At 72.3% G+C, this 16,804-nt stretch carries 15 protein-coding genes; 6 read left to right on the top strand and 9 right to left on the bottom strand.

Going from position 1 to position 16,804, the window contains the following annotated elements:
* The first annotated feature begins 22 nt into the window (after positions 1-22).
* Entirely contained in the window at positions 23-1,435 is a 1,413-nt protein-coding gene (locus ACWDVB_RS08830) for an MFS transporter (RefSeq protein WP_451514866.1), read from the top strand.
* A 41-nt stretch (positions 1,436-1,476) separates the two neighbouring features.
* On the opposite strand, the gene ACWDVB_RS08825 is transcribed toward ACWDVB_RS08830, so the two are convergent.
* Positions 1,477-2,466, bottom strand: a complete 990-nt coding sequence (locus ACWDVB_RS08825; protein WP_451514865.1) for a malate dehydrogenase — start codon at positions 2,464-2,466, stop codon at positions 1,477-1,479.
* A gap of 487 nt (positions 2,467-2,953) precedes the next feature.
* The gene (locus ACWDVB_RS08820; protein WP_451514864.1) at positions 2,954-4,156 is read right to left on the bottom strand and encodes an XRE family transcriptional regulator; all 1,203 of its coding nucleotides are present in this window, start codon (positions 4,154-4,156) and stop codon (positions 2,954-2,956) included.
* Between the two features lie 565 nt (positions 4,157-4,721).
* Between ACWDVB_RS08820 and ACWDVB_RS08815 the strand changes: the two genes are divergently transcribed.
* Positions 4,722-5,051: a hypothetical protein gene (locus ACWDVB_RS08815; RefSeq protein WP_451514863.1), complete on the top strand. Its 330-nt coding sequence runs from the start codon at positions 4,722-4,724 to the stop codon at positions 5,049-5,051.
* Between the two features lie 18 nt (positions 5,052-5,069).
* Here ACWDVB_RS08815 and ACWDVB_RS08810 read toward each other — a convergent pair whose 3' ends face one another.
* Together ACWDVB_RS08810 and ACWDVB_RS08805 are read right to left on the bottom strand one after the other, a co-directional pair.
* Positions 5,070-5,771 carry a response regulator gene (locus ACWDVB_RS08810; protein WP_451514862.1) on the bottom strand — a complete coding sequence of 234 codons (702 nt, stop codon included), beginning with the start codon at positions 5,769-5,771 and terminating at the stop codon, positions 5,070-5,072.
* 4 nt (positions 5,772-5,775) lie between these two features.
* On the bottom strand, positions 5,776-6,942 hold the full coding sequence (locus ACWDVB_RS08805; protein ID WP_451514861.1) for a sensor histidine kinase: 1,167 nt from the start codon (positions 6,940-6,942) through the stop codon (positions 5,776-5,778).
* 259 nt (positions 6,943-7,201) lie between these two features.
* Here ACWDVB_RS08805 and ACWDVB_RS08800 point away from each other — a divergent pair, with 259 nt between their 5' ends.
* Entirely contained in the window at positions 7,202-7,579 is a 378-nt protein-coding gene (locus ACWDVB_RS08800; RefSeq protein ID WP_451514860.1) for a peptidoglycan-binding domain-containing protein, read from the top strand.
* 115 nt (positions 7,580-7,694) lie between these two features.
* Here ACWDVB_RS08800 and ACWDVB_RS08795 read toward each other — a convergent pair whose 3' ends face one another.
* Together ACWDVB_RS08795 and ACWDVB_RS08790 are read right to left on the bottom strand one after the other, a co-directional pair.
* A complete protein-coding gene (locus ACWDVB_RS08795) occupies positions 7,695-8,243 on the bottom strand; it encodes a DUF3017 domain-containing protein (RefSeq protein WP_451514859.1) in 549 nt (182 codons plus the stop codon).
* Between the two features lie 20 nt (positions 8,244-8,263).
* The gene (locus ACWDVB_RS08790) at positions 8,264-9,124 is read right to left on the bottom strand and encodes a bifunctional methylenetetrahydrofolate dehydrogenase/methenyltetrahydrofolate cyclohydrolase (protein ID WP_451514858.1); all 861 of its coding nucleotides are present in this window, start codon (positions 9,122-9,124) and stop codon (positions 8,264-8,266) included.
* Positions 9,125-9,379: 255 nt separating this feature from the next.
* Here ACWDVB_RS08790 and ACWDVB_RS08785 point away from each other — a divergent pair, with 255 nt between their 5' ends.
* Complete coding sequence (locus ACWDVB_RS08785) at positions 9,380-10,006, top strand: hypothetical protein (protein ID WP_451514857.1); 627 nt, start codon at positions 9,380-9,382, stop codon at positions 10,004-10,006.
* A 104-nt stretch (positions 10,007-10,110) separates the two neighbouring features.
* Here the strand turns inward: ACWDVB_RS08785 and purH are convergent, their stop codons facing one another.
* Both purH and purN read right to left on the bottom strand, forming a co-directional pair.
* Positions 10,111-11,673, bottom strand: coding sequence for a bifunctional phosphoribosylaminoimidazolecarboxamide formyltransferase/IMP cyclohydrolase (gene purH, locus ACWDVB_RS08780; RefSeq protein WP_451514856.1), 1,563 nt, complete (start codon positions 11,671-11,673; stop codon positions 10,111-10,113).
* A 71-nt stretch (positions 11,674-11,744) separates the two neighbouring features.
* On the bottom strand, positions 11,745-12,383 hold the full coding sequence (purN, locus tag ACWDVB_RS08775; protein WP_451514855.1) for a phosphoribosylglycinamide formyltransferase: 639 nt from the start codon (positions 12,381-12,383) through the stop codon (positions 11,745-11,747).
* A gap of 250 nt (positions 12,384-12,633) precedes the next feature.
* Here purN and ACWDVB_RS08770 point away from each other — a divergent pair, with 250 nt between their 5' ends.
* Positions 12,634-13,434 carry a hypothetical protein gene (locus ACWDVB_RS08770; protein ID WP_451514854.1) on the top strand — a complete coding sequence of 267 codons (801 nt, stop codon included), beginning with the start codon at positions 12,634-12,636 and terminating at the stop codon, positions 13,432-13,434.
* On the opposite strand, the gene ACWDVB_RS08765 is transcribed toward ACWDVB_RS08770, so the two are convergent.
* Positions 13,431-15,185, bottom strand: coding sequence for a cell division protein PerM (locus ACWDVB_RS08765; protein ID WP_451514853.1), 1,755 nt, complete (start codon positions 15,183-15,185; stop codon positions 13,431-13,433). The two genes, ACWDVB_RS08770 and ACWDVB_RS08765, sit on opposite strands and share 4 nt — an antisense overlap.
* 151 nt (positions 15,186-15,336) lie before the next feature.
* Between ACWDVB_RS08765 and ACWDVB_RS08760 the strand changes: the two genes are divergently transcribed.
* Positions 15,337-16,740: a helix-turn-helix domain-containing protein gene (locus tag ACWDVB_RS08760; protein WP_451514852.1), complete on the top strand. Its 1,404-nt coding sequence runs from the start codon at positions 15,337-15,339 to the stop codon at positions 16,738-16,740.
* Positions 16,741-16,804 lie beyond the last annotated feature (64 nt).

The following is a 16,804-nucleotide window of genomic DNA, read 5'->3' as shown; positions in this document are numbered from 1 at the left end:
CCGACGCTCCCCAGGAGGAGCCTTGCTCTCGCCTGCCCGCACACCGACCCGGCCGCCCGTCACAGAGCCCGCGCTGAAACGGTCGACCCTGCTCACCCTCTGCGCCTGCGTCATCGTCGCGCAGGGCATGGTCGCCGCCATCAACCTCCTCGTCCCACAGCTCACTTCGTCCTCCCTGCACCCGTCGTCCAGCGAACTGCTGTGGACGGTCGACGCGTACGTCATCGTCTTCGCGGGGCTCCTCATCCCGGCCGGCGCGCTCGGCGACCGGTACGGCCGCAAGGGCGCGCTGCTCTGCGGACTCGGGCTCTTCGCCGCCGGGGCCGCCGTCAGCGCGCTCGCCGCCTCCCCGGCGGTGCTGATCGCCGGGCGCGGCGTCTCCGGCGCGGGCGCCGCGCTGATCATGCCCGCGACCATGTCGATCCTGATGCGCGTCGCGCCGCCCGCGCACCGCCCGCGCGCCCTCGCGTCCTGGACGCTCGCCGCCGGCCTCGGCGGGCTCGCGGGCAACCTCGGCGGCGGAGTGATCGGCCAGTACCTGTCCTGGCGCGCGCTGTTCTGGGTCATGGTGCCGCTCGCCGCACTGCTCGCCCTCGCCGTGGCCCGCGCGACTCCTCGTACCGACAAGGCGGTCGAGGCCCCCGCCCTGGACCCCATCGGCACGCTCCTGCTGACCGGCGGCCTGTTCGCCCTGCTCTTCGGCATCATCGAGAGCCCGCTGTACGGCTGGACGTCCGCCCGCATCCTGGGCGCCTTCGCGGTGGGCGCCGCCCTGATCACCCTGTTCGCCGTCCATGCCCTGCGCTCACGCGCCCCGCTCTTCGACCCGCGTGTCTTCGCCTCCCGGCGGCTGCGCGCCGCGACACTCGGCACGGCCGCGAGCTTCTTCGGGCTCTTCTCGCTCTTCTACGTCAACTCGCAGTACCTGCAGTACGTGAAGGGGTACGGCGCCGCCCGCGCGGGCCTCGCCATCATCCCGCTCACGGTCGGCATGGCACTGGTCCCCAGACTCGCGGCGCGCTGGTCCGGACGGCCCCGGCCCGTGGCGGGCGGCGGACTGCTCCTGATCGGCCTCGGCCTGCTCGGCACGTCCACCGCTGGAGCGTCGACCCCCTACGCGCTGTACGCCTGTTGGCTGCTGGTCATCTCGGCGGGCACCGGGCTGTGCATGCCCGTGCTGACGCTCAGCGTCGTCGGCTCGCTCCCCGCGCGCCAGGCGGGGCTCGGCTCCGGGCTCAGCACCTCGGCTCGCGAGGTGGGCGCCGCGCTCGGCGTGGCCGTCACCGGAACGACGCTCGCCTCGCACGCGTCGACGGGCTTCACCGACGGCATGGCGACGGCGCTGCGCGTCGTGGCGCTGGTGGTGGTGGCCGCTGCGGCGATCGTGACCTGGGGGTACGGAAAGACACGACGCCGCCCCCGGCAGCCGCGGTGAGCGGCCGCCGGGGGCGGAAGGTCCCCAAGGGGCGTCGTGGGTCAGATGAGGCCGAGACCGCGCACGGCCTCGCGCTCCTCGGTGAGCTCCTTGACGGACGCGTCGATGCGCGTACGCGAGAACTCGTTGATCTCCAGGCCCTGGACGATCTCGTACTTGCCGTCCTTGGCGGTGACGGGGAAGGAGGAGATGAGCCCCTCCGGAACGCCGTACGAACCGTCCGACGGGATGCCCATGGAGGCCCAGTCGCCGTCGGCCGTGCCGTTGACCCAGGTGTGGACGTGGTCGATGGCGGCGTTGGCGGCGGACGCGGCGGAGGACGCGCCACGGGCCTCGATGATCGCGGCGCCGCGCTTGGCGACGGTCGGGATGAAGTCGTCGGCGAGCCATGCCTGGTCGTTGACAACCTCGGCGGCGTTCTTGCCGGCGATCTCCGCGTGGAAGATGTCCGGGTACTGGGTGGCCGAGTGGTTGCCCCAGATGGTGAGGCGCTTGATGTCGGAGACCGACGAGCCGGTCTTCTTCGCGAGCTGCGACAGGGCGCGGTTGTGGTCCAGACGGGTCATCGCGGTGAAGCGCTCCGCCGGTACGTCCGGGGCGGCGGCCTGCGCGATGAGCGCGTTGGTGTTGGCGGGGTTGCCCACCACCAGCACCTTGATGTCGTCGGCGGCGTGGTCGTTGATGGCCTTGCCCTGCGGCTTGAAGATGCCGCCGTTGGCCTCCAGGAGGTCACCGCGCTCCATGCCCTTGGTGCGGGGGCGGGCGCCGACGAGGAGGGCGACGTTGGCGCCGTCGAAGGCGACGTTGGGGTCATCGCTGATCTCGATGCCGTTGAGCAGCGGGAAGGCGCAGTCGTCGAGCTCCATGGCGGTGCCCTCGGCGGCCTTCAGCGCCGGCGTGATCTCAAGAAGGCGCAGGTTGACCGGCACGTCAGCGCCGAGCAGGTGGCCGGAGGCGATGCGGAAGAGCAGCGCGTAGCCGATCTGGCCGGCCGCGCCGGTGACGGTGACATTCACGGGAGTGCGGGTCATGGCGATCTCCGTAAGACAGCTGGCGGTGGGGTTCCCTGTCCCTCGTACTGGTGTACTGGATCCCCTTTTTCCTGGATCCCCGCCGACGCCGCGCCGAGTCCTCGATCGCCTCTCGATGATCGATCTCTTGGCATCAAGAGAGATCCGCCGCCAGGCTATCGCGCCCCGGGCGGGCCCGACCGCCGGGTCGGTGTGGCCCGGCCCACAGATCGCGCCGCCGAGCCCGAACAGGTCTCGTGGCCCGGGGAGGCGGTCGCCACCTCGGGGGAGGGAGCGTGGCGACCGCCGTGGGGGTGTGACCACTCCCGTGGGGGTACGGTGCGCCTGCCCTCTCGTCTCCGACCCATGCACTCCTCTCCCTCTTTTTCTCCCGCGTCGCGCCGAGCGGAGCACAGCGGAAGCCGGGCGGAGCGCAGTAGAAGTGGAACGGAGTGGCCCGGCAGCGAGCGGGCGCCCGCACACGGCACGCCCGAGGCGGCGCCGCGCACTACCGCGTACAGCCCGCTTCCCCCGAGGCCAACGCCGCGCACGCCTTGGCCGTGGCCCCCGCCTTGACCGCCACCATCGGCGTATACGCGTCGAAGTCCTCGTTCACCGTGCCCGTCTGCTTGGCCGAGCCGCCCCCGCCGGAACCCGTGATCGTGACCTTGTCCCCCGGCGTCGCCTGGGTGATCCGCGCCCACGCGGCCCCGCACGTCTTGCTGTACCGCACCTCGATCAGCGTGTTGCCGACCGTGGCCCGCGACGTCGTCGTCGCCAGCTCACCGCCGCAGCCCATGTTCTCGGGGTCCTTGCCCGCGCAGTCCGCGCCCCTGCACTCCACCCCGGCCGGGAGCTTCGCGTCGCTCGTGGTCGGCGCCACGGACGGCTTCGTCTCGTCCTTGGCCTTGTCGCCGCCCAGATCGGTGAGGAAGACCGCGGCCGCGATGACGACGAGCGCCCCGACCACCCCCGCGAGGAACATCGTCAGCTTCCGCCGCCTCCGCTGCCTGTCGGGCGAGTCCCCGCCGCGCAGCGGCCCGGCGACCGGCGGCGCCCCGGCCGCACCCCCGCCGACCGCGCCGAAGGCCGACACGGACGCGTCACCGTACGAGGACGGGGTCTGCGGCGGCACCGTGGGCGAGACACCCGCCGGCCCGGCCACACCCGTCAGACTCCCGGCACCCCCGGAGCCGTTCCGCCGCCCCGGCTTGGCGGCCTTGGACAACTCCCACGGGGACGAGGAGGGGGAGGAGGGGGAGGAGGGGGAGGACGCGGAAGGGGGTGGAGCGGAAGCCGGGGGCGCGGACGCAGACGCGGCCCCAGCGGCGGACGAGGCGGAGGACGCGGCCGGGCCCGCGCCCGGCTCCCCCAGCTCACCCAACGCCGCCCGCGCCTGCGAGATCCGTATCGCCTGCATCGTCATGTCGTGCCGCATCTCGGACCGGCTCCAGGCCCGCTCCGCCAGCTCCCACATGGTGATGAGATGCACCGGCTGTGTGCCCGTCACCTCGGCCAGCGCGACGATCGCCCCCTTCGGCGCGAGCAGCCGCCCGTTCAGATAGCGCTCCCACGACGTCTTGCTGTAGCCGGTGCGGTCCGAGACCGCCGCGATGCTCAGCCCACTGCGGTCGACGAGCCTGCGCAGCTGGTTGGCGAACTCCCTGACCTGCGGGTCGAGCTCATCCGGTAGCGCCTTCCAACGAGGCATTAGTCCCCCTCTGTTCCCCCCGTACGTGCCTGTCCTGCCCCCGTACGTTCCAGTTCCGCCCCTCGCGTGGTGCCTGCGGTCGCCTTCCGGCACTACCCAGAGGGATGCGTAGAGCCAGGATGTCAGTTCCCGGAGCGGGGGCGCACGGGCGCGTTACGGGCCACCGGCGTGCACCGTCGCACCCCGCCGGCCCGCCGGCCCGCGGAACAGTGTCCCACCGCCGCGCGCGGTCCGTCACAGACATCGGATCAGGCTCGTTGCAGGCCGCGAACACCGTTGCGGAATGGTCACCTCCGTGCCACAGGGACCCGGCATCCCTTGAACGCGATTGGCGCGTGCATGACTCTGGATCTCAAGCGGAACGCACCGCTTACATCGGGAGATTCCATCAGGAAACACACCACCCCGAACGGCGGCGCCCGTCCTCCCACGGGGGAGAGGACGGGCGTCGTCTCTTTTCCCCGAAAGGGTGCACTTCAGCCGTATTCATGCCGCAAGCCCGAAAGGCCCGGCAAGGTCGGTGAGGCAACGGCAGCAGCACGCACCTCACCAAGGGAACGCAGACATGAAGCACCTCTCCGGCACCCTCCTCGCCGTCTCCGCCCTCCTGGGCGCCACCCTCGTGACCTCCCCCACCGCGGCGGCGACCCCCAAGGCCCACCAGCCCCACAAGGCCTCGGCAGCCGCGGTCCACGGCACCGCCCCGGCCTGCGTCAAGCGGGACGTCATCAAGCACAAGAAGTACGTGAAGGTGACCAACCTCTGCGGCCACGCCATGCACCTGAAGGTCGTCATCGACTGGGGCAACGACTCGCCGTGCCTCACCTACCAGCACCGCGAGCAGTGGGAGTGGAACTGGGGCCGCGGCTCCTACGGCAAGGTCGTCACCTGCTGAGCCACAGCCAAGAGGGGGTCAGGCCCCCGCCCCCGGCCCCACACCCGGCGTGACGAGCCCCGTCTCATACGCCACCACCACCGCCTGGGCCCGACTGTCCAGGTCGAGTTTGCTCATCGTGCGGTTGAGGTGCGTCTTGACGGTGGCCTCGCTGATGTAGAGCCGCTCGGCGATGTCCGCGTTGGTGAGGCCCCGCGCGATCAGCTTCAGGACCTCGACCTCGCGCTGGGTCAACGCGCCCAGGTCCGGCGGCGGCCGGCAGTCGTCGCCGCCGTGTCCCGTCGTCTGCCGCGCGAACGCCTCGACGAGGCGCCGCGTCACGCTGGGCGCGAAGAGGGCGTCACCGCCGCCGACCGCCGCCACCGCGGCCAGCAGCCGTTCCGGCCCGGAGTCCTTCAGCAGGAACCCGGAGGCGCCCGCGCGCAGCGCCCCGTACACGTACTCATCGAGGTCGAAGGTGGTGAGCACCAGGACGCGCGGGACCGGTTCGACGGCCTGGGCGAGGATCTTCGTGGTGGCCGTGATGCCGTTCATGCCCGGCATCCGGATGTCCATGAGGATGACGTCGGGGCAGGTGCGGGCGGCGAGTTCGACGGCCTCGTCCCCGTCGCCCGCCTCGCCGACGACCTCGATGCCGGTCGCGGCGCGCAGCAGTCCGACCAGTCCCGCACGGATGAGGAACTGGTCGTCGACGACAAGTACCTTGATGGAGCCGGTCATCCGGTCATTCCGCCCCGTCGTTCCCCCGCGCCACGGCCTGCGCCGAGGTCGGCAGGGTGAGACGCACGGCGAATCCCCCCTCGCTCAGCGGGCCGATGCTGATCGTCCCGCCGTAGAGCTTGGCCCGCTCCCGCATTCCAATCAAGCCATGCCCGCTGCCGGTTCGTACTCTGTCCTGAATCACCCCCTGCCCGTCATTGATGACCGAAACCTCGATGTGCCGTTCGCGGTAGGCCAGTTCGACGTCCGCACAGGACCCGTGGGCGTGCTTCAGTACGTTGGTCAGCGCCTCCTGCACCACTCGGTACGCGCACAGTTCGATGCCGGGGGCGAGCGGTCGGGCGGTTCCCGTGACGCGCAACTCGACGCGCACCCCGCCCGCGCGGACCCGCTCGACCATCTCCGACAGCCGGGCCAGCCCCGGCATGGGCGCCTCCGGCGCGCCGCCGTCGCCGTCCTCGCCGTCCTCCGCGCGCAGCAGCCGCAGCATGCGGCGCAGCTCTTCGAGCGCCTCGCCGCTGGTGCCGGAGATGGTGCCGAGCGCGGCGCGCGCCGTGGCGGGGTCCGAGCCGAAGACGAACGTGGCGAGGCCCGCCTGCACGGATATCACCGACATGTGGTGGGCGACCACGTCGTGCAGCTCGCGGGCGATGCGGCCCCGCTCCTCGGCGACCTCGCGCCTGGCGCGTTCGTCCTGCTCCCGCTTCAGCTGCCGGGCCAGTTCGGCCGTCCGGCGTGCGACGTACCCGAAGCGCCACAGCACCAGCGGGAACCCGATGGCCTGCGCGACGACGGCCGCCATCCCCGAGCCGTCCGCCAGCAGACCGGCGTAGATCCACACCGCGCTCATCAAGGCCGCGCAGGGCAGGGAGACGCGGGTGGGCCGCAGCGACGCGACCGTGTAGACGGCAAGCATGGGCGCGAAGGTGTTGAGGACGGGCCAGTAGCCGACCGTGACGTACACGATCCACACCGCGTGCACGAAGAGGAGTACGGCGAGCGGCGCCTTGCCGCGCAGCACCGCGGGGAGATTGGCCAGGGCGAGCAGCGCGTATCCGGTGGCGTCGAGTTCGGGCCAGCCCTGTCGCACGGATTCCTGGCCGAGCAGTACGGCCACCGTGATCAGGGCGACCGCGATGAGCGCGTCGACGACGAGGGGGCGGATCCGCATCGCCGCAGCGTAACCCTCGTGCGGGCGCCGGAACGTCAACCATGCGCGGTACCGCGGAAGTTGCAGGAACCGGGCGGCTACGACGTGAGGTGCGCCCGAACGTCAACCCGCTGCGGGACGACGCCCGCCCGGCGGATCCGTAACTTCTTGCTCAGCACCACCGCACCACGGCACCGGCCACCCACCGGAGCTACTTCGGACCGCGGGCCGTCGGGGGACCCAACGGGGGGACCCGGCCCGCGGCCACGGAAGGGAAGTCATGATCATTCGCAAGCGCCTCGCTCTGGCCGTCGCGACCGCGGCCCTCGGCTCGGGTCTGGCCATCGCCCCGGCGGCCACCGCCGCGCCCGCCCCCGCCCCGCAGGACGTCGGCGCCGCCTACTCCTGCGGGTACTACAACGGGACCGCGCTGACCAAGGCCGGTCAGACGGGCAGCGCCGCGGTGAAGCGGATCAAGGAAGTCCAGTGCCTGATCAACAGGAACACGAGCTACCCGACCATCCTCGGCGTGGACGGGAAGTTCGGCACCAAGACGTACAACGCGGTGAAGACCGTCCAGAAGAAGGCCGGGATCAGCGTCGATGGTCAGGTCGGCAAGAACACCTGGGCCAAGCTTCGCGCGGGCGTGTGGTGGTAGTCCGCACCTGGCCAGTCCACACCTGAAGCCGGTGAGAACGACGGTGGCCCGTCCCCCGGGGGGAGGACGGGCCACCGTCACGCGTACGTCAGGCGCGGGCGCGGGCGCCTGGTGTCTAGCTGTCGATCGTGAAGTGCAGCGTGTCGTCCAGGAACGGGATCTCCAGCCACGGGCTCGGCTGCGCCATCATCGCGAGCAGCACGATGGCGACGCCCAGCACTCCGTACGTCACCATGTCCGTGAACCGCGAGCGCACCGCCAGCATCCCCACGTCCGGCAGCGCCCACCGCAGCACGGCGCCGCCGACGAGCGCGAGGCCGACCAGCATCGTGCCGACGCGGAACACGTCGAGCGCGGTGAGCAGCAGCCCGAGTCCGACCACGCCGGTGACGCTGAGCAGCGGCCACTGCCGGGCGGGAGCGGGGGCGTCACTGGCGGCCGCGCGGCCGCCGCCCTCGGGGCGCGCCGTGTCCCGGGTGAAGAGCGGGAAGCGGCGCGAGACCTTCCGCGGCTTCCCGTCCGGGCCGGGCGCGCTGACCACGCCCTTGGCCTGCACGGTCTCCGGGGTCTCGGCGGACACCGACGGCCCCAAGGCCTCGGGCGCCCCCGAGGCATCCGACACCTTCGGAACGGGCCGGGCCTCCGGCCCAGGTTCTGCGTTCATGAGCTCGCCCCTCTCCCGGGTCAGCTCGCGGCGGCGCTTCGCTCGGCGGCCTCGACGACGTTCACCAGGAGCTGGGCGCGGGTCATCGGGCCGACGCCGCCCGGGTTCGGGGAGATCCAGCCGGCGACCTCGGCGACACCCGGGTGGACATCGCCGACGATCTTGCCGCTCTCGTCGCGCGAGACACCGACGTCCAGGACGGCCGCGCCCGGCTTCACGTCCTCGGGCTTGATGAGGTGCGGGACACCCGCGGCGGCCACGATGATGTCGGCCCGCTTCAGGTGCGCGGCGAGGTCACGGGTGCCGGTGTGGCACTGCGTGACCGTCGCGTTCTCGGACTTGCGGGTGAGAAGGAGCGGCATGGGCCGGCCGATGGTCACGCCGCGTCCGACGACCACGACCTCCGCGCCCTTGATCTCCACGTCGTGCTGGCGCAGCAGCCGGATGATGCCGTACGGGGTGCAGGGCAGCGGCGCCGGCTCGTTCAGGACGAGGCGGCCGAGGTTCATGGGGTGCAGTCCGTCGGCGTCCTTGTCCGGGTCCATCAGCTCCAGGACGCGGTTCTCGTCGATGCCCTTGGGCAGCGGGAGCTGGACGATGTAGCCGGTGCAGGCGGGGTCGTCGTTGAGCTCGCGGACGACCGCCTCGATCTCCTCCTGGGAGGCGGTGGCGGGGAGTTCACGCTGGATGGAGGCGATGCCGACCTGCGCGCAGTCGCGGTGCTTGCCGGCGACGTACTTCTGGCTGCCCGGGTCGTCGCCGACCAGGACGGTACCGAGTCCGGGCGTGACGCCCTTCTCCTTCAGGGCCGCCACGCGGGCGGTCAGTTCGGACTTGATCGCGGCTGCGGTGGCCTTGCCATCGAGAATCTGGGCGGTCATGACCCCATCTTCCCGGATGAGGCCCGTCCGGTACCAATCAGGGCGCTCCCCGGGCCGCACGGCGGTCCACCCGCTGATCAGCGAGGTTGCACTTGCACAACACACACGGAATGCGGCTGGACAAATAAGCCACGGTTAAAGAACGATATGCGGCACAGTGCCGCGGGCAGTGTCGGGGGGACGGACCGCATCTGTAGAACCTTCCTCCGTGATGTGCCGCGTCGTCCCCGCACTACCCGACGGAGGAAGACCGCCATGAGTTACGGCGACCCGAACAACCCCTACGGGCAGCCGCCCCAGCAGCCTCCGGCCGCTCCCGGATACGGCTACCCCCAGCAGGCCCCGCCCGGCGTCCCGCCGCAGCAGGGCTACGGCTACCCGCAGCAGCCGGCCTACCCCGGCTACCCGGGCGGCAACATGATGCCGCAGTCGATGCCGGGGCTCCTGGTCACGGCGCGCGTCTTCCTCTTCCTGATCTCGGCGGTGCAGATACTCTTCGCCGTCATCTACCTGTACGTCGCCGCCATCGCCAACGATGTCTCCGACAGCGCCGACGACTTCGGCCTCGGCGGTGTGAGCGACGGCGGTGACGCCCTGACCGGGATCGCCGTGGTCGGTGCCCTCATCGCGGCCGGGTTCGCGACGCTGTCGATCACGCTCGGCGTGAAGTTCAGCCGCGGCGGGCAGGGCGTGCGGATCACCACCGTGATCTACGGCGCGCTCGGCGCGATCGTCGGCCTCATCGCCCTCTTCGTCGGCCTCGACTCGGGCCTCGCCAGCGCGATCATCGGCCCGCTCATCTGGGTCGTCTTCGCCGTCGTCATCACGATGGCCCCGGTCGTCCCCAGCGGCACGGCGTGGTTCAACCGCCCGCGCTACTGAGCGGCTTGGCCCCGTACGGGGTATGACGGTGGCCTCGTCCTTCCCGGCGGAAGGACGAGGCCACCGTCATATGCGCGTCACGAGCGGCTCGGCGGCTCAGCGGCTCAGTGGAAGAAGTGCCGCGTCCCCGTGAAGTACATCGTCACGCCCGCCTTCTTCGCGGCCTCGACGACGAGCTCGTCGCGGACCGAACCGCCGGGCTGGACCACGGCCTTGACGCCCGCGGCGGTCAGGATCTCCAGACCGTCGGGGAAGGGGAAGAACGCGTCGGAGGCGGCGTACGAGCCGCGCGCCCGCTCCTCGCCCGCCCGCTCGACGGCGAGCTTCGCGGAGTCGACGCGGTTGACCTGGCCCATGCCGACGCCGACCGAGGCACCGTCCTTGGCGAGCAGGATCGCGTTGGACTTGACCGCGCGGGACGCCTTCCAGGCGAACGCCAGCTCCGCCAGCTCGCCCGCGTTCAACGCGTCGCCCGTGGCGAGCGTCCAGTTGGCGGGGTTGTCGCCCTCGGCCTGGAGGCGGTCGGTGACCTGGAGCAGCGCACCGCCGTCGATCTGCTTGACCTCGACGGCGCCGACCGGCGCCCGGTGGGCGCGCAGGACGCGGATGTTCTTCTTCTTGGTGAGGACCTCAAGGGCGCCGTCCTCGTACTCCGGCGCGACGATGACCTCGGTGAAGATGTCGGCGACCTGCTCCGCCATCTCCTTCGACACCGGACGGTTCACGGCGATGACGCCGCCGAACGCGGAGAGCGGGTCGCAGGCGTGTGCCTTGCGGTGCGCCTCGGCGACGTTCGCGCCGATCGCGATGCCGCACGGGTTGGCGTGCTTGATGATCGCGACGCAGGGCTCGTCGTGGTCGTACGCGGCACGGCGCGCGGCGTCCGTGTCCGTGTAGTTGTTGTACGACATCTCCTTGCCGTGCAGCTGCTCGGCCTCGGCGAGACCGCCCGTGCCGTCGACGTAGAGAGCGGCGCCCTGGTGCGGGTTCTCGCCGTAGCGGAGCACGTTCTTACGCGCGTACGTGGCACCCAGGAAGTCCGGGTGGCCCGACTCGTCCGCGGCCGCGTACCCCTCGGCGAACCATCCCGCCACGGCGACGTCGTACGCGGCGGTGTGCTGGAACGCTTCTGCCGCGAGCCGCTTGCGCGCCGCCAGGTCGAAGCCGCCCGCCTTGACGGCCGAGAGGACGTCCGCGTACCGCTTCGGGTCGGTGACGACCGCGACCGACGGGTGGTTCTTGGCGGCGGCGCGGACCATCGAGGGGCCGCCGATGTCGATCTGCTCGACGCACTCGTCGGGCGTCGCGCCCGAGGCGACGGTCTCCTTGAAGGGGTAGAGGTTCACGACCACGAGCTGGAAGGGCTCGACGCCCAGCTCGGCGAGCTGGTTGCGGTGGTCCTCCAGGCGCAGGTCGGCGAGGATGCCCGCGTGGACCTTCGGGTGCAGGGTCTTGACCCGGCCGTCCAGGCACTCGGGGAAGCCGGTCAGCTCCTCGACCTTGGTGACGGGCACCCCGGCGGCGGCGATCCGCGCGGCGGTCGAGCCGGTGGAGACGAGCTCGACGCCCGCCTCGTGCAGCCCGCGCGCGAGCTCTTCCAGGCCGGTCTTGTCGTAGACGCTGACGAGCGCGCGCTTGATGGGGCGCTGCGCGGCGGTCGCGTTCATGGCTTCGGCGTTCCTGGATTCGGCGTTCGTAGCTTCAGCGGTCGTAGCTTCGGCGTTCGTAGCTTCGGCGGTCACGGGATAAGAACCTTTCGTCCCTCAATGCGGTAGCCGTGCCGGGCCAGACGCCCCACGACAGTGACGAGCAGCATGCGCTCGGCTTCCTTGATGCGCTCATGCAGAGCGCTCTCGTCGTCCCCGTCCCGGACCTCTTCGACGCCCTGGGCGATGATCGGGCCGGTGTCGACGCCGTCGTCGACGAAGTGGACGGTGCAACCGGTGACCTTCACGCCGTACGCGAGGGCGTCCCGCACGGCGTGGGCCCCCGGAAAACTGGGCAGCAGCGCGGGGTGCGTGTTCACGAACCGCCCGCCGAAGCGCGCGAGGAACTCCTTCCCCACGATCTTCATGAACCCGGCGGAGACCACCAGGTCCGGTCCGTACGAGGCCGTCGCCGCGGTGAGCACCGCGTCCCACTCGTCGCGGGTCGCGTGATCCCTCACCCGGCAGACGAAGGTCGGGATCCCGGCGCGCTCGGCGCGCTCCAGGCCCGCGATGCCGTCACGGTCGGCGCCGACGGCGACGATCTCGGCGCCGTAGGCCTCTGCTCCCTCGGCGTGGATGGTGTCGATCAGGGCCTGAAGGTTCGTGCCCGACCCGGAGACCAGCACGACGAGTCGCTTGGGGCGCGCGACCACAGCGCTCTCGGCCACAGCGGGGCCCTTTCTCGGAAGGTGCGTCTTTGTATGGTCGTACGAAGGCTTCGAGCCCCGCGATACGGGGAACTCTCCAAAGCGGCCGACCGTCAGCAACGATACCGGCACCCGGAACCGCCCCTCACGGGACGGGGGCGCGGGCGGAAGGTAGCGTCTGTGGGAAAGGCGCCGAATACCGACGAACGCCGGGTCGCCGAGCCGCACACCGGCTCCGCCACGGCTCTACCAAGGGGAAGACGCACACCTGATGCCGGACCGTAGCCGCCCTTCGTCTCCACCGCAGGACTCCGACTCCCAGGGACCGGAGTCCCGGGGCACGGGCTCCCAGGGAACGGGCAAGGACGACGACAACCCCTTCGCGCCGCCACCGGAGGGGACGCCGGACCGACCGTGGCAGCCGCGCCGCCCCTCGGAGCGCCCTGACGGCTCCTCGCCCGACGGCTCGGGCGACAGCCAGGGCTCCTCTCCTTGGGGCAGCCAGTGGAGCGACCGCCAGCCGGGGCGCTCCCCGGGCGGCTTCGGCGAGCGCCCCGGCCAGCAGGGCGGCGGCCCCGGCTCCGGCCAGGAAGGGCCCTCCGGGCCGGGCGGCGGCGGCCCGCGCTGGGACCCGAAGGACCCCGCCCAGCGCCGCGCGCGCTACGCCCTGCTCTCGGGCATGTGGGCCTTCTTCTTCGCGCTGTTCGGCTGGCGGTACGTCGCGCTGCTGCTCGGCGCGCTCGCGCTGAACTGGGCCATCCAGTCGCTGCGAGCCAAGCCGCGTACGCCGGACCCGACGGCTCCGGCGCCCTCCGCCACCGCGGCGGGCGGCGCGTCGCAGCCCGCCCCGCCGGCCCCTTCCAGCACCACGAGGCCGCAGACGACGGCCGCGATCAGCGGCCTGGTGACGGGGGCGTTGGCGCTGCTCATGGTGGCGGGGACGTTCACGGCGCAGCTGGTGTACCGCGACTACTACACGTGCGTGGACGACGCGCTGACCAGCACGTCCAAGCAGTCCTGCGAGGACCTGCTGCCGAAGCAGCTGCGCCCGCTCCTGGGGGAGCAGGACTAGGAGGAGGACTCCGGCGGCCGCTGCCTGGCCTCGGTCGGCGGCATGGCCGGGAACGAGGGCGGGGTCGGAGCCGGGGGCGCGGTGTGGGTGTGGGTGTGAGTGTGGGCGGCGGTGTGGGTGTGGGCCGCGGTGTGGGTGTGGGCCGCGGTGTCCGCGGTTGCCCGGGACCACCACGGGAGCCTGGCGCCTGGTAGCCCCAGGCCCGGCCGCTTGACGCGCGGCAGCCGGGGCCGTGGCGGCAGTGACCGTCGCGGGGACGGCAGCGCGAACCGCGAGACCCACGCCCGGCGCGCGGTGCCGTCCCCCGCGTCAGATGGGCCGGCCGCGGCATTCGAAGGCGCCCGCAACCGCCGGGCCCGCAGGACCAGCGCCGCCGGGACCCCGATCAGCATGGTCCAGGCCAGCGCCGCCGCGCCGGTCCGCCACCAGACCGGGCCCAGGTCGGAGAGGACCGCCACGCCCAGTCGGCCGCCCGCCACTGCCGCGAGCGCCGCCGTGGTCGCCCCGCACAGCGTCGCCGCCACCGCCGCGGCCGCGGCCGTCCGCCCCGCGGACCAGGTTTCCTCCCGTTCCCCGAAGGCGGGCGCCGCCAGTTGGACCGTGTACCACGCCACCGCGAACCCCGCCGCCACCGGCACCACCCCGGCCGCCCAGGTGAGCGGCGACCCGGGCCCGGCCGAAGGCACCGCCGCGAAGAGCGGGAACGGCGGAAGCGGCGGCCCCGCGTCCGCGGCGAGGGGCGCCACGACGGTTCCCGTGCCGAGTACGAAGCCGGGCCCGAGGCCGTACGCCGCGCCCCACACCGCCGCGTTGGGCATCAGCGCGAGGAGCAGCAGCAGTACCGCCATCCGCCCCGACCACACGTCCGAGACCTCCCCGAACGACTCCCCCACCGACCCCGCGTGCAGCGCGAGCGACACCGCGACCAGCAGCGCCCCGCCGACGGCCAGGGCCATCGCCCCCGCCGCCCCGACCCGTACGAGGGCCAGCCCTCCGCCGCGTACGTAGAGACCTCGTACGGATTCTCGTACGCAGCGAGCCCGCAGCCTCTGGGGAAGCACGGCGAGCGCCGGCCGCAGGGACTCGGGGAGCGGTCCGCGCGGACAGCCGCGCGCCGTCCAGACGCCGAGCGCCGCCACGCCCGCCGCGAACACCGGCAGATGAAGCACCGCGCTGATCACGTCGGGCCGCAGGTGGCCGCCCGACGCGTACAGCACCGCGGCGACGCCGACCAGCAGATAGCCGGTCACCACTCCCTGAAAGGCCGTCCGGGCCGGATGCCCCCGCACCTCGGGAGCCGCCGCGTCCCGCGCCGCCCGGTGCAGGAGCCAGCCCGGCAGCGCGACGAGGAGCAGCGGCACGACACCGACCGGCGCGGACGTCCCCGAGGGCGTGCCAGGTCTGAGCAGTTCCGTGCCGTGCGCGAGCAGCCACAGGCCCGACGCGACGTGCAGCGCCCCGTCTGGACCGCCGTCCGGGTACGGCGAGCCGATCCAGAGCATGATGACCAGGACCGCGAGCGAGCCAAGACCCAGGCCCGCGGCCACGGCTCCGTCCGCCACACAGGTGGCCAGTCCGGGGGAGCGCTCACGGCTGTACCCACGGGCGAACTCACGTACGTACTCACGGGCATGCTCACGGGCCTGCTCCCCGGCGTACTCGTGGGCGTACTCGCGGGCACGTTCACGGACGCGTTCACGCAACGGCTTGACGGGCGGTGGCGGGGCACTGTGATCGGTCGTCTGAGTCACCCGGCCATGTTCCCAACGACACGCGCCTTCTTCTCGTAACAGGCGAATATCGGATGTGTCGCTCAATATACGTTTATGTACTTTTTCGTACGGGGGACCGGCTGCGCCCGGCCGTCCGCCGCACGTCGGCCCACGCTGCGGAGAGTCCGACATGCCCCAGAGCCCTGCCACGTCTCTGCCTTCCCCCAAGGAACGCCGCAGGCTGCGCGAGGCGAAGTCGCTGAGCCAGGCCGACGTCGCCGCGCAGCTGGGCGTCACGCGCGAAACGGTCCGCTCCTGGGAAAAAGGCCGCACACATCCCAAGGGCCGTTCCCATGACGCGTACGCGAAACTCCTGAACGCGATCGCCGAGGAGCAGGAACAGACCCCGCCCGAATCAGGCCCCGGCCCCGATCCCGGCCCCAGCCCCGATCCCGGTCCCGGGCCCACTCCGCACAGGCATCCCGCACGGCGGAACGGCTCACCACAGTCCACCGAGAGCACCAGATCGACGACGAGACCCGAACCCCCGGTCAAGCGCGCGGCAAAGCCGCAGACCCCCACGGCGGTCCCACCCGCCCCAACCCCAGTAAGCAGCCACGCCCACCCGCATCCCGCCCACCCGGCACCCGCCCCCGTGCCGCCCGCGCCCGCCCCGGCCGCAGCGAGCAGCCACGCCCGCCCGCAACCCGTCCACCGGAAGCCCGCACACCCGCAGCCCGCTCCCGCGCCGCGTGCCCCCGCCCCGGCCGTACGGCGGCGGCAGCTGTCGTCTCCCGCCGAGGCGTTTGACGCTCTCTGTGCCCACACCGGGCCGTTCCTGGTCCGCCAGACCTATCTGCTCACCGGACGCCGGCACCTCGCCCAGGAAGCCGTCGAGCGCGCCTTCCAGCAGGCGTGGCAGCGCTGGCCCGAGGTGGCGGTGGACCGCGATCCGGCGGGCTGGGTCCGCGCCGTCGCGCACGAGTACGCGCTGTCCCCCTGGCACCGCCTCCGCCCCGGCCTCCGCCCAGGCCTGCGCCGCCGGGACGCCCCGCCCGCCGAACCGGCCGACCGCGCCTTCCTCGACGTACTCCTGAGCCTGTCGCCCGCCCGGCGCCGCGCCCTGCTGCTCTACGACGGCGTCGGCCTCGACCTGCCCGAGACCGCGGCCGAGACGGAGGCGAGCACGCCCGCCACCGCGAACCGCCTGCTGCACGCGCGCGAGACGATCGCCGAGCGCCTGCCCCACTTGGCGGAGCCCCCGGTCCTGCACCGGCGCCTAGGCGAACTGGGCGGCGCCGAGAAACTCCAGCCGCCGAAACCCGAACGGGTGCGGGTCATCAGTGAGCACCGCGCCCGCGTCTGGACCCGCGCGGCCATCGCCTTCACGACCTTGATCGTCGGGGCCACGGCCCTCACCCTGAGGACGGCCCCCACCCACTACGAGCCCCCGCTGGCCCCGGGCAGGGCCATCAGCGACGTACCGCCCCACATGGGCCCGGGCCCCCTCTCGTACGAGGACGAAGAGCTCCGCGCGAAACTCCGCGGGGAAGTACCGAACGGCCCCCACCGCCTGATCCCCCTGCCGAAGTAGCCGCCGTCGAAAAGGGGCCCGCACCTCGATCGACGAGATGCGGGCCCACTTTCGAACGACCAAG

The sequence above is a fragment of the Streptomyces sp. NPDC003379 genome, from assembly GCF_053589195.1.
Note: the sequence above shows the minus strand (reverse complement) of the source record. Positions and strands in the feature narration are given on the sequence as shown.

Excerpts from the sequence above, each read along its gene's own strand:
- ACWDVB_RS08770 (WP_451514854.1), top strand. The coding sequence starts at position 12,634 with ATGCCGGACCGTAGCCGCCCTTCGTCTCCACCGCAGGACTCCGACTCC.
- ACWDVB_RS08800 (WP_451514860.1), top strand. The coding sequence starts at position 7,202 with ATGATCATTCGCAAGCGCCTCGCTCTGGCCGTCGCGACCGCGGCCCTC.
- ACWDVB_RS08820 (WP_451514864.1), bottom strand. The coding sequence starts at position 4,156 with ATGCCTCGTTGGAAGGCGCTACCGGATGAGCTCGACCCGCAGGTCAGG.
- ACWDVB_RS08760 (WP_451514852.1), top strand. The coding sequence starts at position 15,337 with ATGCCCCAGAGCCCTGCCACGTCTCTGCCTTCCCCCAAGGAACGCCGC.
- ACWDVB_RS08815 (WP_451514863.1), top strand. The coding sequence starts at position 4,722 with ATGAAGCACCTCTCCGGCACCCTCCTCGCCGTCTCCGCCCTCCTGGGC.
- ACWDVB_RS08790 (WP_451514858.1), bottom strand. The coding sequence starts at position 9,124 with ATGACCGCCCAGATTCTCGATGGCAAGGCCACCGCAGCCGCGATCAAG.
- ACWDVB_RS08785 (WP_451514857.1), top strand. The coding sequence starts at position 9,380 with ATGAGTTACGGCGACCCGAACAACCCCTACGGGCAGCCGCCCCAGCAG.
- purH (WP_451514856.1), bottom strand. The coding sequence starts at position 11,673 with ATGAACGCGACCGCCGCGCAGCGCCCCATCAAGCGCGCGCTCGTCAGC.
- ACWDVB_RS08825 (WP_451514865.1), bottom strand. The coding sequence starts at position 2,466 with ATGACCCGCACTCCCGTGAATGTCACCGTCACCGGCGCGGCCGGCCAG.
- ACWDVB_RS08805 (WP_451514861.1), bottom strand. The coding sequence starts at position 6,942 with ATGCGGATCCGCCCCCTCGTCGTCGACGCGCTCATCGCGGTCGCCCTG.
- ACWDVB_RS08810 (WP_451514862.1), bottom strand. The coding sequence starts at position 5,771 with ATGACCGGCTCCATCAAGGTACTTGTCGTCGACGACCAGTTCCTCATC.
- ACWDVB_RS08795 (WP_451514859.1), bottom strand. The coding sequence starts at position 8,243 with ATGAACGCAGAACCTGGGCCGGAGGCCCGGCCCGTTCCGAAGGTGTCG.